A 13944-nucleotide genomic window follows, 5' to 3' on the forward strand; every position below is an offset into this window, starting at 1 on the left:
GCTACACAGTGCTTTTTACCACGTTGGTAAATTCCGAGTAATCCCGAATATAGTCTTTTGCATCATAGGTGTGAGAGGCAAAAACCAATAGCACGGCATCTTTGGAATATTTATACTGAATACCCCACGTCAGCGGAGGCAGGTGTAACCCTTTACCAGGCGTATCCAACACCACTTCAGCCCGATGCACGCCATCATCCACCACCACCGAGCAGCAACCCTTCACGCAAATTAAAAACTGGTGGCACTGGTAATGTGCATGCTCCCCGCGCGTTTTTGTACTGGGAACATTGAAAACCAAGAAGTAACGTTTGACATCGAAAGGGATTTCTGTGGGCATCTCACCGACAGAAAGATCTCCACGCATGTCTCCAACCACCTTGAGCGCATGCAATTTGACATCGCCCACACCTACGCTGACAGGACTACCCAATTGAGGCAATGGAGCTGGGGCCACTGTGGCAGCGGCCGACGCTACGGGTCCAGACACGTATCCAACAATCTGGGCTGGATTACCAACCACTATCGCGAAAGGGGGCACACTTTTAGTGACAACAGCACCAGCTCCCACCATGGCACCACGCTCTATGCGGATACCAGGAAGAATGACCGCACCTCCACCAATGGAGGCACCTTCGCAAACCACGGTCTTTGCAAACTCTCCGGGGTATTGTTTTGACCGGGGAAATTTATCATTGGTAAATGTGACGTTTGGGCCCACAAAGACATCGTCTTGCAGATGAACGCCATCCCACAGATAGACCCCTGATTTGACAGTGACTCGATCTCCAAGAATGACATCATTCTCCAAAAAGCACTGGGCATTGATATTGCAATCGCTGCCGATCTGTGCGTCTGCCAAAACAACCACGTTCTGCCAAATTCTAGTACCTGTACCAATTTTCGCACTTGCCACTTCTGCGGTTGCGTGAATCTTAGGAGTGTCAGTCATGGTGTTTTTCAAAGTTATTGAAAATGAGGGAAGTCACCGCAAGCGGTCGCTGTTTGCTATTCTCATAGGTACGCCAAGCATAGGTTCCAACAATGCCAAGGCTAAACATGTTGAGTGCGCCAAAGAAAAGCACAACCAGCAACGTGGCTGTGTAACCAGGCACTTGGATATCGCCGACTATCTTTGCTATAAAAACCATAACCATCAAGAGTATGGATATAAAGCATCCAATAAATCCCAGGCGCAGCAAGGCCCGGATGGGGGCGTCAGAAAAAGCAAATATGCTATCCAACATATAGTCCAATTTCTTGCGAAATGTCCAACCGGAACTCCCTTCCTGTCGCGCCTGACGTGAATAGGCAATCAGCTTCCGTCTGAAGCCAAGCCAGAAAATCAGTGCAACCAAGGACGAACGCGACTCTTGCAATTCAAGCAGTTGATCACGAAATTGCCGATTGCAACCAAAGACATCTACGCCACCCGAGGGCATATCTTGGACAACATATTTACGATAAAGGGACCAAAAAGCCTGCGATGCAATTCGGCTGAAAAAGGGGTCATCCCTACCCGTTCTGGTTCCGACCACTACATCGCACTCGCCCTTCTGAAGAGACTCCGCAAATGAGACCATCAGTTCGGGAGGTTCTTGCAGATCTGCTGCCATCACCCCAAAGCAATCACCTCGGGCTGCTTTCAAACCGGTACGAATGGCGGCAAAAGAACCAAAATTTCTAGAATGCAGCAGCAATTGGGTTGGAAACGGAAGTGATGTGAGCGATTCCTTCAACAACCCGAATGAATTGTCTGGACTGCCGTCTACCACAAAAACGACTTCCAACTCGCTTTGTATAGATCCCTTCAACTCGGTAAGTGCTGCAATAAGCCGGGGTAACGAGGCCTCGTTCTTGTATACAGGAATCACAATGGAGAACATCATGGCTTCCACGAGTTAACCGTATTCACGACTTGGTTCACCTGTGCAACGGTCATTTCTGGATAGCAAGGCAAGGTCAAGACCTCTTTGCTCAGTTGCTCCGTATTATCCAAATGCAGCGACTGGTATTTGTCCTCGAAGATCGGCTGCTTATAATCAGGAATCGGATAATGAATATCGCTGGCAACACCCGCGTTCTTAAGATGCGCACGCAGAGAGTCTCTGTGGCACACGTGGACGACGTACAAATGTGCGACATAGCTCTCATCATTCACCTTAGTAGGCACCAGATGCGGGTTATCTATTTTCTCTCCGTAAAGGGATGCAATATTCCTTCTCAGACCATTGCAGGCATCCAGACTTGGTAGAAATTCGAGCAAAATTGCTGCCTGTATTTCGTCCAGGCGACTGTTGCGCGCATTGGCCAACTCCACCTTGTACTTTGAAGACCAACCATATTGCCGCAGCCCCATGACCCGCTGTGCAATGGCATCGTCGTTGGTAATAACTGCCCCGCCATCCCCCAGCGCGCCAAGATTCTTGGTGGGGTAAAAGCTAAAGCTCGCTGCTGTACCAAAGGTACCAACCCGGCGGCCATTGACACGCGCTCCGTGTGCCTGCGCGCAATCTTCCAGCAACGGTACACCCTGTTCACTGCAACGTGCAGCAATGCGGTCGATCTCTTCTACAGCCAATCCATAAAGATGGGTAACCACCATCGCTTTCACACCGAAAGCGAGCGCTTTCTCCACTTCTTGCAACGTTACGTTGTGTGTACGACTCTCCACATCCATGAAGTACGGGCGCGCACCGATCGCCAGCAATGCAGTGGTGGTGTACATACCAGCATTGGCAACAGTTGCCACCGTATCACCCTCGGCGACCCCCATGGCCTTTAATGCGAGTTCGATGGCATCCGTGCCGTTGGCCAGTGTTATGCAATGGCGTGCACCATTATATTCAGCAAATTCATTTTCAAATCGCTTGACTTCTGGACCCAGAATCAACCAGCCACTATTGATGACGCGTGACACCGCATCCGAAATTTCAGGCTTATACTTATTGATACGCTCAGCTAAATTGTTTATTTGCAGCATACAGATCTCCTATTCAAGGTGATTAGTTTTTGGTGAGGCGAGGAAAATATATCTCCGTCCGGGAAGCTTGTACCCCAGAAGAATCAAAAATTTTCTCTCGGCTTATTAATTTAAATTCAAGGGTGCCACATGTATTGGCTGGCGCAATGTTTTCGACCAAGACATTCTTCATCTTGCCATCATGGGGAAGCTTTTGTATCCATATCTCATTGCCAGAGAAATAAAGGCTCAGTTGGAATGCATCTTCTACTGAAGGATTCACATATGGCATCACATACCCAAAACGCATGGAGGTTCTCTCCTTGAGACACAATTCTCTAGAAGCAGATATCTGTATTGGCATGTCGGTTGGTGCAGCCGCCACCATAGTAAAGCCAAGCTTGCCTATTCCATTGTTTCTTCCGCTGTAGGCATTTTTATCCAACTGTAAAGGAGGAGAATAGGAAGGAAGAATATCATTGCCGCTTTTGATAGAGAACGGTGACAACACCCTGCCATGCTCCGGTGTGTACCACCGAGACAGCCCCAACCAAAGAGATGCAGCGCCCACCAGTATGATGGCCAATCCAACTTGGACATTTGCCCACCAACTGAATTGGGGAAGATTCGAACTGGGCGATAGAGTGTATTGCGAGGCGATAACGATAGCGCTAAAAAACCAGAATGGAAAAAGATACCTTGGCTGAATTTCTCCAACTGTCGTCAGCGCTCCAATAAGAATGCATAGTACCGATAAGGAGAAGATGGTTGAGATTTCTTTATCATTACTCAATGCCGATTTTAATTTTATCAAAAGTAAAAAACAGATTATTATTGATATTATTTTGTTGTAATTGACTATGTTTTTCAGCAAAATGGGCGAATCACTTTCCATGCCATTTTGGTAGAAATAATGCTGACCGCCCAAATAAGCCATTTGTGTTGTTTTATATATGATTCCGGAAACCCTGAATTCTGGCTGTACTATAAAATCAGAAAGCACGAGGGACTGCGCAGTATCCTTCTGGGCTTCAGGTGGCAAATCCTTGAGAAGATAGCTACCAAATTCATTTGCATAAGCGTAACTCCCCGGGGAAAATCCGGGTGACAAGGATGCCAGGCGCAGATATTTTAAATAATTCAGAGAGTCGGAACTAACGATCACATGGCTGTTTTTGAGAGCAATGCTTCCTGATAAAAACACAATACCAGCTACAGCGAGCATGGCCCAATTGTATTTATTTTCTCCAGAACGGACCGTATCTAGTTTATTCCTGACAGTGTAAATGGACAGTGACACTGTCCAGGCAACGATGACAAGGCCACCTAACTCTCGCTGAACATCAAGAATAATGCACAATGCCCCAGAAATGACAGCCATACCCAAAAGAAACGAGATGGACTTTTGTTTTCTCTGAAAGAATAAAACAATGCACAGGGATATGCATGCAAATATAAATAGCCCCCACAAATCATGGGTCGGTATTTTAAGCGAAAAGAGTGGTTCAGCGCAGGCCAACCATAAAATGGTAAAAATTTGGGCTGAATAATGCCCATGTGTTTTTTGCACAATGCTGTAACCCATCAGCATGATGCAGACAAGAAAAAATGAATTAGATATCGGGACAATAATGGGATGATTTCCAAAAATGTATACCATGGGCAACAATATAGGAAGTATGCGTTGCTCGTATATATCATTGGGAATAAAACGACCCTCCGCAGCCAATATCCCGGCGAGATTCCACATGTGCTGAAAATCGCTGACCCAGTTCGCATGCACTAGGTAGTAATAAATGAATTGAATACTAAGAGACAATAAAATTGATGCGCCGATAAACAACCTAGGATTGAGATGCCTTTTTCTTTTTATGAAAACATACAAAGTCGCCAGAAGCACTAGGACAAGCGGGACGGATACCACATAGGCTTTGACATCGACACCATTCAATGCCATATCGGTTATTATTGTATTTCCATAAATGGAAATACAAAACACCGTCAGCAGACAGCAAAAAATTGTAATAAGTACGGTCATGCTTGCCGCAGCCGCATTATTAATTATGTCAAATGAAGATTTTATTATTTTCTGACCAAAATACTTAAACATGACTATGTTTCATAGAAAAATCACATGAGATTTTCAGCAATATTTAGAAGAATACGCAGAAGTGTTGTCTCATCCAAGATAGTAACTAATATAGGATTCTAACTATTGGATCAACCGAGAAAGCAAGGCCTGGTACTGCTTCGCTTTGTTGGTCCAAGTGTGGCTTTGAACCAGTATTTCATCCCTGCCAAGCACCAGTGCACTGGGATCATGTATCCATTGTGCATGGAGGGAGCAGAGTGCTCTGGCGATATCCTGGGCATCATTCTTGACCACCACACCCGCTCTGGTCTGGTTGATGAGCACGGCCCCTGGGTCCGTGGAGTCACTCGTCTGGATATGCAGGACAGGAGTTCCCGACCCCAGGTACTCATAGATTTTCCCGGGAATTTGGTAATTCTGAACGTTACCTATGTTGATCAACAGATCCGCGCGACGCTGCAACTCCAGACAGTCGCTGTGACTCCTTTGGCCCATAAATTCGACCCCGTGAATTCCGTCAAAGACGGGCTTGAAACGGCCATTGTTGCCAATGATTTGAAAGGAAAAATCGATGTCCTGCAGCGCCCGTAACGCTTCCGCCAATTGCGCGGGATTTCTGAAGTCGCTGTAGAAGTTACCCGTAAAACAGATGCTGAACCTTGTATTGGCACGCCTGGGGGCGATACATGCGGCAGCAGGAAATCCTTGAGAAATCGTCGAAAGCTTCGCTCGCATAGGGGCTCCATGCCGCTCGACCAGAAGTTCGATGACCTTGTCATCAGTAACCACCAAGTGATCCGCATGGCGCATGATGCGCCGCTCAACGCGCAGATCAATGGCTCTGCGCCAAGTTGGAGAGTATGGCGTCAGCAAAGGATCACCCAGGTCTACGACCCAGGGTAGATTCACTTTCTTGGCATAGAAGCCCAGAAAAATATCGACGGCCGGCTCGTGGGAGCTGAGCACGATGTCGTAATTGTTCATGGTGAGTAGCTGCTTGAGCTTCTTGCGTGCGAAAAAGTACCACTCGCTACGGATATCCGGGTAGACAACACGGTTGAGCAGATCTCGCGCAATGCCATATCCACGCGACAACAGCGACAGTGGGGCTGCAGCCGCTGTTGGCGATATATCGCCACCAGCGGGCACACTCTGCGCTGCAGCACGTTTGGCTGCATACTCACCCAAGCCAATGAAGGGCCCGGCCCAGACTCTGTGGGTGACGATGCACGGGTCCAGTGCCAAAGGAAATGTCGGGTTGGGAGCAATGTCTGGGCAGAGCACCTCTATATGAACCCCTTGCGCAACCAATTCGTTCGCTAAATGCAGCCAACGCAAGGACTGCGCCGCCAATATAGGAGGAAACTCATAGGCGATCAGCAGAACCTTCACAGGAGCTGCTCTTGCAGAAGACGGGCAATGCGCTCGGAGGCATGGCCATCACCATAGGGCGATACACCGCGCGCCATGGCCTTATATGCAACTTCATCGTCGAGCAAACGTTGCGCCTCAGTGACTATGCGGTCGTAGTCGGAGCCCACCAGTTTGACAACCCCTTCCTGAACGGCCTCTGGTCGCTCAGTTTCCTCGCGCAACACCAACACCGGCTTACCCAGCGCGGGCGCTTCTTCCTGAACCCCGCCGGAATCAGTCAGGATCAGATAGGCGCGCTTCATCGCCGCGACAAATGGCGCATAGTCCAGAGGCTCACACAAGGTGACGTTGGGGATCCGTGCCAAGTACTCATGCGCCACATCCTTGACGTTCGGATTTGGATGGACGGGATAGAGAAACTGCACATCCGGATTGTTTTGTGCCAATGTCTGCAATGCCCGGCAGATATTGCGAAACGGTGCACCAAAGTTCTCACGGCGGTGTGAAGTGACCAGCACCATGCGCTTATCAGCGGGCAATGGGATGCCTAGATCCAAATCGCGCTGGGCCGTCGCCAGCAAGGCATCCACGACCGTATTGCCCGTGACGACGATGTCTGCATCCGCGATACCGTCCTTGAGCAGATTCTGACGCGAACCTTCAGTGGGTGCAAAGTGCCAGCGCGCCAACTTTCCCGCAATGACGCGGTTAGCCTCTTCAGGAAAGGGGTTTTGCATGTCCCAGGTGCGCAAGCCTGCCTCCACGTGTCCGATGGGAATACGGTGGTAGAAGCATGCCAATGCCACCGTCATGACCGTGGTGGTATCGCCCTGAACCAGCACAACATCAGGCTTTTCTGCTTTAAGCACTGCATCGAGTTCGAGCAACAAACGGGCTGTGAGCTCAGTCAGTGCCTGGTTCGGACGCATGATGTTCAGGTCAATGTCTGGCTGGATGTCGAAAAAAGTCAGCACTTGGTCAAGCATTTGGCGATGCTGAGCTGTAGCCAGAACACGTACCTTGGCCCAAGGCTGTTTGCGCAATTCAAGAATGACGGGGGCCATCTTGATGGCCTCGGGACGCGTGCCGACGACGCAGAGAATATTTTTCACACTTAAACCTTAATTTTTCAAACCCGCAACCAAGCTCGCTGCACGCATGTCCCAGCTGTTCAGGTCGGCAAGTTCAGCTAGGCGCTTTTTGAATGCTTTGTCATCTTTGGTATTGATGGCATTGTCAATCGCTACGGACAACTCTTGCGCCGAAGCACCATGAAAGACTTCCGGATAGCGCACGCACTCGGCCATATCTGATGTCACCACGACAGGCTTTTCTAACGCAAAGTATTCGAACAGCTTCAATGGAGACGTGGTTTTTGCAATATCTCCAGGCTTGAATGGAATGAAACACACATCAAAACTCATGCCATAGGCGGGCAGTTTTTTGTAATCTACAGCCCCCAGATATATAACATTATCTGTTTTAGGCAGCTTGTCTATTCCGCCATAATAATCTGGGCCAATAAAGACAAAACCTATATCACTTTTCTGACTGACCAGATGGGCGATAGTTTCATACCAGAGCCAGGGTGCCAAAGCGCCAAAATAGCCCACGATATGCTTGAATCGCTTCTTGAAGTTCGTAAGAGAGGCAGGAAGCACTTGCGTCTTGTGCCGAGGGTCACGGTAATGGCGTATATCAACGCCGTTTTGAACCATGATGGTTTTATCCGTACCAACGGCGGCAATGGCTTCATCATAGAGTTTCTGTGCAGAAGCAACCACATAATCGGCACCACCAGAGAAAGCAAAATTCTTCAGCGCCATCAGCCCCTTGATGCTCTCATTCCCAGAGATCTCCGGATCGATATGATCAATATATTCATAGATAATTTTCCCACGGGCACCGTTCTTTAAAATATCTTTTACCGAAATTAGCTGGGCTGTGGAATATAGAGAACGAATAACATTATCTATAGTGTCTACTTCATCGCCATTGGTTATCCAGACATTTTTTTCGACCTCGCGATACCCATGAACGCCATCTTCCATTTCATCAGTAATCCGATAAATTACCAGATAGCCTTGCCGCGCCATGGCTGCAGCCATATGCTGCGGTCGTTGATAAAGTGGCACATTCCAGCCTATCGCCGGTTCTTGAACGAATATGCCTTTGTATTGATCACGGCGCGAGAGCACTTTCTGCGAAAACGCTTTCCACGACAGGTCATTGTTGGCGGGCGATGACGTGATCGAAGCCGCGGGATGGGCAGATGGATTGACCTTGTTGAGCACGGTTTGGCGCCAGCGCATGGGCAAACGCATGAACAAGGGTGTACCCCAACGACTCACAGCGGCATAGCTCAGGCGGAGCGGATGGGTAACACGCCAGGAAGCGGAGTGGTGCAGGTTTTGCATCTCTCGTTGGTAAGTAGAAACCAGCCGTTGGAGTTGGCTGACCCGCGTTTCGCTGTCATTGATATCCTGTTGCAATTCAGAAAGACGCTGTTGGAGTTCCGCGATGTGACTGTCACGCTCCGCAACCAACTGCTTGTGCATGGCCTGCTGCAGGTGCAGCTCAAGCAGCGATATAGCGCTTGCCGGCTGCTGCTGGTATTGCTTTTGGCGACTGACGGTCTCTAACTTGCTCAAAAAGCCGAGCGTGTTGAGATAGGGAGCATCCTCATTCGACGGCGATTCCTGCAGGCACAGGTGCAAGCCTGTTAATAGCGAGCGCTGAGGCGGCTTCGCAGCCGCGATGCGCTCCGCAAAAGTGGTCCAAACCACACTTTCTTCAAAACCCTTCCGAGCCCAGGCATGCAGCTTTTCTACTTCGCCGTAAGCCTGCATGCTGGCAAGTTGCTGCTGGAATGTTTCGCTATCAATGGTGGCAAGGCCTCTTCCCGAGAAGTTGGCTAGAGATGCACTCTGGAAAAGTACTTGGTCGAGCACGCCTTTGACACCGTTATATCCCACCAGGACCACCGGTTTGCGCGCCGCGACGCCTTCCAACAAAACACGGCCCATGCCGGCGATACCCGAGGCACCCGCCATGAGATGACTCACCTCCGCGCTGTTGCCCAGAAAGCTGACAAAGTCACCCAGGCCCCGTTGCTGCAGCCAAGACTCCAACGCAGGGCGTGCGGGACCATCTCCCGCGATGAGTACGTGGGGTAAACCACTGTCTTTGGCTTTGACACAGAAGTCAAAGATCCCCGGTGCCTTCGCGTCATCCAGCCGAGAGACGGCCAGCCAAGGCCCTGTCTTGGGGGTGCCATCGGCTTGTGACTGAGGCCGGAAAGACACGGCATTGGGGATGTAATGGAGGTCATCTTCGTGGACATAGGCTGCAGCCAAACCTCGAACCTCTGGAGACACAGCGATCACGGCACCGCAATTGGGCAAAACCACATCCTTGAGAAGCACATCGAAGGTGGGTCCGTAGAAGCTACCTAAGGAGTCGGGCCCATGCAATGTCACTGCATAAGGCACCAGTTCCAACTCTGCGGCAGTGGCAGCGGCAATGATCGAAACAAAGGGATGGATATGCACACGGTCAATGCCATGCTCCCGAATCAGCCGTCTTATCTGCTCAATAGCTGCCAAACCTTGTTGTGCCGATGCCGCAGGCTCCAGCGCAAGCCCCGATGTGAGGGACTTCAGAGCCGGAGGCAGCAGTGTTTTGTCTAGCAGAGAGCCGGTTGCCAGATGCACATCGATCCCCATGGCAGACAGTTGCTCAATCTCGCCACGAATATGGGTCTCCAAACCGCCTACCGTGAATTGTTGGGTAACGATCAGAATAGATTTCATGTTCCACCTTTGATCTCGCTGACCGTGACCTTCGCATCGAGCATGGCAATGCCACTGGCAAGTGTGCGCGGTTGGCTCACGGTGATGACGATGACGTCCGTTTTCCGGTCCAGGTAACGCATATCGCTGTGAGAGATGGCCTCTGCAATGGCCAAGGTGATGAAATAGGTGCCGGCACAAAGGCTCGCTTCAATCTCGAACTCCACGGCATAACGGCTACCCTCGCTCGGATGCACAATATTTTTTTCGTGGTACAGCGTACTCGTACCAAATGCACTCACTCCCTCCACGGTACGGATGAGCAGCCCCGCCTGAATCTCATGGACCGGCTGACGAACATCCACCAGGAAGCGGACTACGAAGGTCTCGCCCGTGCTGCACTTTTCGCAGGGAAGTCCTTGCGTATCAACGACGTCCCACCCCGCGATAACGGCACGCAGCCCTGATGTGGCGGCATCTTGAGGGTTGGCGGTAACAGCTCCTGCATTGATGCCCGGTCGATCCGCCTGCGCTGACCTTGGCAGATCTTGGGACCCGCTTTTATTCGTTTGGTAACGCTGATAGGCCTTCTCGTCCGAATACAGCAGCGCATAGTATTGGTCGACAATTTCTTTCGCAGGGCCTATGCCCTGCACTTCACCTTTGTGCAACAAAACCCCCCGCTGGCAGAATTTTTCTACCGTTGCTGTCGAATGCGTCACGAGCAGGATAGAGCAGCCGCCTTTGCGCAGCTTTTCAATATATTCAAAGCACTTTCGCTGGAATTTCTCGTCCCCTACCGACAACGCTTCGTCCACAATCAATACCTGGGGCGAGACACAAGCCTGAACCGCAAAGGCCAAGCGCACGGTCATACCGCTGGAATAGGTCTTGATCGGCTGATCCAGATGATCGCCAATATCGGCAAAGCTGATGATCTCCTCTAAGCGCTGGTCCATTTCTTGCCTGGAGAACCCGAGAATCACGCCGTTGAGGTAGATATTCTCTCTGCCGGTGAACTCCGGATTGAAGCCAGACCCCAGCTCTAGCAATGCAGCCAGGACACCGCTGGTATGGACGCTGCCCGTCGTCGGCGTGAGCGTCCCGGCAATGATCTGCAGCAAGGTACTTTTGCCACTGCCATTGCGTCCGAGAATTCCAAGGGTCTCACCTTTTTTGACGTCAAAAGAGATTTTTTGCAGCGCCCAAAACTCCTTGTAGTACTGCTTGCTACCACTAGAAAAGAACTGCAGCAGACGATCCCTGGGCTTTGAATACATCTCGTAGCGTTTGGAGACGCCATCGACAGATATCGCAATTTCAGAGGACATCACTAAATCCACTTCTTGTTTTTTGAAACCAAGCAAATCCCAAATACGCGATCGCCACGGAAATCACGGCAACCAAGCTCCACGCGGACCAGTCAATACTACGGCCCCAGATCATGACGTTCTGCGCCTGCTCAACCAAGGTAGCCAACGGGTTCATCCTAAGAATGCCACGGTATTTTTCAGGCAATGCTGAAATTGAATAAAAAATAGGAGTCATAAACATCATGACCATCAGAACAATACCGATGACATGACTCACATCACGCAGATAAACCCCCAGAGAAGAAAGAAACCAGCTCAACCCTAAAATAATGAAGAGCAAAGGCAGAATCACTACCGGCAACAGGAGCAATGTCGTCTGTGGCAACCCAAAAAATACGGTATAGAACAACAGCCAAACTGCGAAACTGATACAAAAATGAAAGAAGGCAGCACCGATTGCAACCACAGGCAAAATTTCCAAGGGAAAAATTATCTTCTTGACATAACCCGTGTTACCTGTAATCAACCCTGGAGCTTTGGCAATGCACTCGGAGAAAAAGTTAAAAATAATCAATCCAGAAAACAATACCAGCGCATACTCTGATGTCGACCCTGTCCCGCCTGGCCAGCGAGATTTAAAAATAATGCCAAATACAAAGGTGTACACCAACAACATCAAAACCGGGTTAAAAAAGGACCACAGCAAGCCCATGAATGAGCCTCGGTAGCGGCCGATAATATCCCGCTTGATCAGCTCGATAATCAGGCTAGCATGGGCCTTGATCGAGCGCACAATGGCCATCGGAGACATTGAATTTCGGTCATGGAATATGTTCATAGGAAATTTTTCGTCATCGTATTTGAAGCTTGCACGATGCAGTGAAAATAGACAAAGACCTCACAGGTGTTGTGATGCCAAGTTTCAGGGGCGTTTTTTCTCAAGCTCTGTGGCAGGGATCAGGGAAGCCCGTCCATATGGATCCTCAAACCGAACAATATCGTCCTCGCCCAGGTAACTTCCCGATTGCACTTCAATGATCTCCAACGGCACCATGCCCGGGTTGGCCAGACGGTGGACGTGGCCCAGAGGAATGAAGGTGGATTCGTTCTCGCCAAGCAGGAAGGTCTGGTCACCATTGGTCACCTGGGCCGTACCCTTGACCACAATCCAGTGTTCAGCGCGGTGGTGGTGCATCTGCAGGCTCAGCTGCGCGCCAGGGTTGACCACAATCCGCTTGACCTGGAAGCGGCTACCACTGTCAATGCTGTCATACCAGCCCCAGGGGCGGTGCACCTTGCGGTGAGCCGATGCAATGCTGCGGTTTTGGGCTTTTAGCTCGGCCACCACTTTCTTGACATCCTGGGTGCGGGATTTGTCCGCCACCAGTACTGCGTCCGGCGTTTCAACCACCACGACATTGTTCAGGCCCACGGCAGCAATCAAACGGCTCTCGGAGAACAGCAAGCTGTTGCTGGTATCGATGGCCAGGGTCTCGCCGCTGCCGGCATTGCCTTGCGCATCGCGGGGCAGCACATCCCACAGGGCATCCCAGGCTCCCAGGTCGGACCAACCCGCATCCAACGGCACCACGCGCGCGGGCACACCCAGCTCAGGGCACACCGGCAGCTTTTCCATCACGGCGTAATCGATGGAGTCGGAGGGGCAGGCGGCAAACAGCTCGCTGTGGGGGCGGATAAAATCCATATCCCGGCTGCTCTGCGCCATGGCATGCTCGCAGGCCTGCAGCATGCTGGGCTGCAGGGCGGCCATGGCCTTGAGCCACTGGTCGGCGCGCACCATGAACAAACCGCTGTTCCACAGGTACTGGCCGCTGCGCAGGTACTGCTCGGCCAGCTCCAAGGTTGGCTTCTCGGCAAAGCTTTCGATGCCAAACGCACCCTTGCTGTCTGCAGCGCCTTTTTGGATATAGCCGTAACCGGTCTCTGGGCGGTTGGCCACAATGCCAAAGGTCACCATCGCACCTTCGCTGGCCAGCGGCCAAGCTGCTTCTACCGCGCGGTGCAGTTGCTCGGGCCGCGTCATGACATGGTCGGCGGGCATGGCCAGCAAAACGGCATCCGGGTCTGCCGCCAAGGCGGCCAAGGTCAATGCGGGGGCGGTATTTCTGCCGGCAGGCTCCAGCACCAGCTTGGCGTTTGCAATGCCCTGCTCTTGCAGTTGCTGGGCGGCCAAAAAGCGGTGGTCGGCATTGCAGACCAGCACCGGTGCGGTTTGCACAATGCTGGGGTGGACGCCTTGCAAGCGCAGCGCCGTGTTCTGCAGCATGGATTGGCCATCGCCAGCCAAGCTCAGAAACTGCTTGGGATAGTGCTCACGCGACAAAGGCCACAGGCGGGTTCCACTGCCACCACAGAGGATGACGGGCGTTAGTTTTGGCATTCGGAAATCTC

10 protein-coding genes and 1 pseudogene are annotated in these 13944 nt (G+C 51.0%); all 11 read right to left on the reverse strand.

Features of this window, described 5'->3' with window-relative positions; genetic code table 11:
- Position 1: 1 nt before the first annotated feature.
- Complete coding sequence (locus M2375_RS22525; protein WP_404979326.1) at positions 2–490, reverse strand: sugar 3,4-ketoisomerase; 489 nt, start codon at positions 488–490, stop codon at positions 2–4.
- Positions 491–952 (reverse strand): annotated as a pseudogene (locus tag M2375_RS22530) (acyltransferase); the annotation flags it as partial.
- Positions 945–1889: a glycosyltransferase family 2 protein gene (locus M2375_RS14190; protein ID WP_259168240.1), complete on the reverse strand. Its 945-nt coding sequence runs from the start codon at positions 1887–1889 to the stop codon at positions 945–947. The pseudogene M2375_RS22530 and the gene M2375_RS14190, both read right to left, overlap by 8 nt.
- Positions 1886–2983 (reverse strand): DegT/DnrJ/EryC1/StrS aminotransferase family protein, encoded by a 1098-nt coding sequence (locus M2375_RS14195; protein WP_259168242.1) that lies wholly within the window; start codon positions 2981–2983, stop codon positions 1886–1888. The genes M2375_RS14190 and M2375_RS14195 overlap by 4 nt, the downstream gene beginning before the upstream one ends.
- Positions 2984–3005: 22 nt before the next feature.
- Positions 3006–5072, reverse strand: coding sequence for a hypothetical protein (locus tag M2375_RS14200; RefSeq protein ID WP_259168244.1), 2067 nt, complete (start codon positions 5070–5072; stop codon positions 3006–3008).
- 102 nt (positions 5073–5174) lie between these two features.
- Positions 5175–6446 (reverse strand): glycosyltransferase, encoded by a 1272-nt coding sequence (locus M2375_RS14205; protein ID WP_259168245.1) that lies wholly within the window; start codon positions 6444–6446, stop codon positions 5175–5177.
- Entirely contained in the window at positions 6443–7540 is a 1098-nt protein-coding gene (wecB, locus tag M2375_RS14210) for a non-hydrolyzing UDP-N-acetylglucosamine 2-epimerase (RefSeq protein ID WP_259168248.1), read from the reverse strand. Before wecB ends, M2375_RS14205 begins: the two co-directional genes overlap by 4 nt.
- 9 nt (positions 7541–7549) lie before the next feature.
- Positions 7550–10240, reverse strand: coding sequence for a glycosyltransferase (locus M2375_RS14215; protein WP_259168249.1), 2691 nt, complete (start codon positions 10238–10240; stop codon positions 7550–7552).
- Positions 10237–11550 carry an ABC transporter ATP-binding protein gene (locus M2375_RS14220; RefSeq protein ID WP_259168250.1) on the reverse strand — a complete coding sequence of 438 codons (1314 nt, stop codon included), beginning with the start codon at positions 11548–11550 and terminating at the stop codon, positions 10237–10239. Before M2375_RS14220 ends, M2375_RS14215 begins: the two co-directional genes overlap by 4 nt.
- The gene (locus M2375_RS14225; protein WP_259168253.1) at positions 11540–12370 is read right to left on the reverse strand and encodes an ABC transporter permease; all 831 of its coding nucleotides are present in this window, start codon (positions 12368–12370) and stop codon (positions 11540–11542) included. The genes M2375_RS14220 and M2375_RS14225 overlap by 11 nt, the downstream gene beginning before the upstream one ends.
- Before the next feature lie 84 nt (positions 12371–12454).
- The gene (locus M2375_RS14230) at positions 12455–13933 is read right to left on the reverse strand and encodes a mannose-1-phosphate guanylyltransferase/mannose-6-phosphate isomerase (protein WP_259168254.1); all 1479 of its coding nucleotides are present in this window, start codon (positions 13931–13933) and stop codon (positions 12455–12457) included.
- Positions 13934–13944 lie beyond the last annotated feature (11 nt).

Source organism: Comamonas sp. BIGb0152, from assembly GCF_024809975.1.
Classification (GTDB): domain Bacteria; phylum Pseudomonadota; class Gammaproteobacteria; order Burkholderiales; family Burkholderiaceae_C; genus Comamonas.

Coding starts and splice junctions, on each gene's coding strand:
- M2375_RS14215 (WP_259168249.1), bottom strand. CDS start 10,240: ATGAAATCTATTCTGATCGTTACCCAACAATTCACGGTAGGCGGTTTG.
- M2375_RS14230 (WP_259168254.1), bottom strand. CDS start 13,933: ATGCCAAAACTAACGCCCGTCATCCTCTGTGGTGGCAGTGGAACCCGC.
- M2375_RS14220 (WP_259168250.1), bottom strand. CDS start 11,550: ATGTCCTCTGAAATTGCGATATCTGTCGATGGCGTCTCCAAACGCTAC.
- M2375_RS14225 (WP_259168253.1), bottom strand. CDS start 12,370: ATGAACATATTCCATGACCGAAATTCAATGTCTCCGATGGCCATTGTG.
- M2375_RS14195 (WP_259168242.1), bottom strand. CDS start 2,983: ATGCTGCAAATAAACAATTTAGCTGAGCGTATCAATAAGTATAAGCCT.
- M2375_RS14190 (WP_259168240.1), bottom strand. CDS start 1,889: ATGATGTTCTCCATTGTGATTCCTGTATACAAGAACGAGGCCTCGTTA.
- M2375_RS14200 (WP_259168244.1), bottom strand. CDS start 5,072: ATGTTTAAGTATTTTGGTCAGAAAATAATAAAATCTTCATTTGACATA.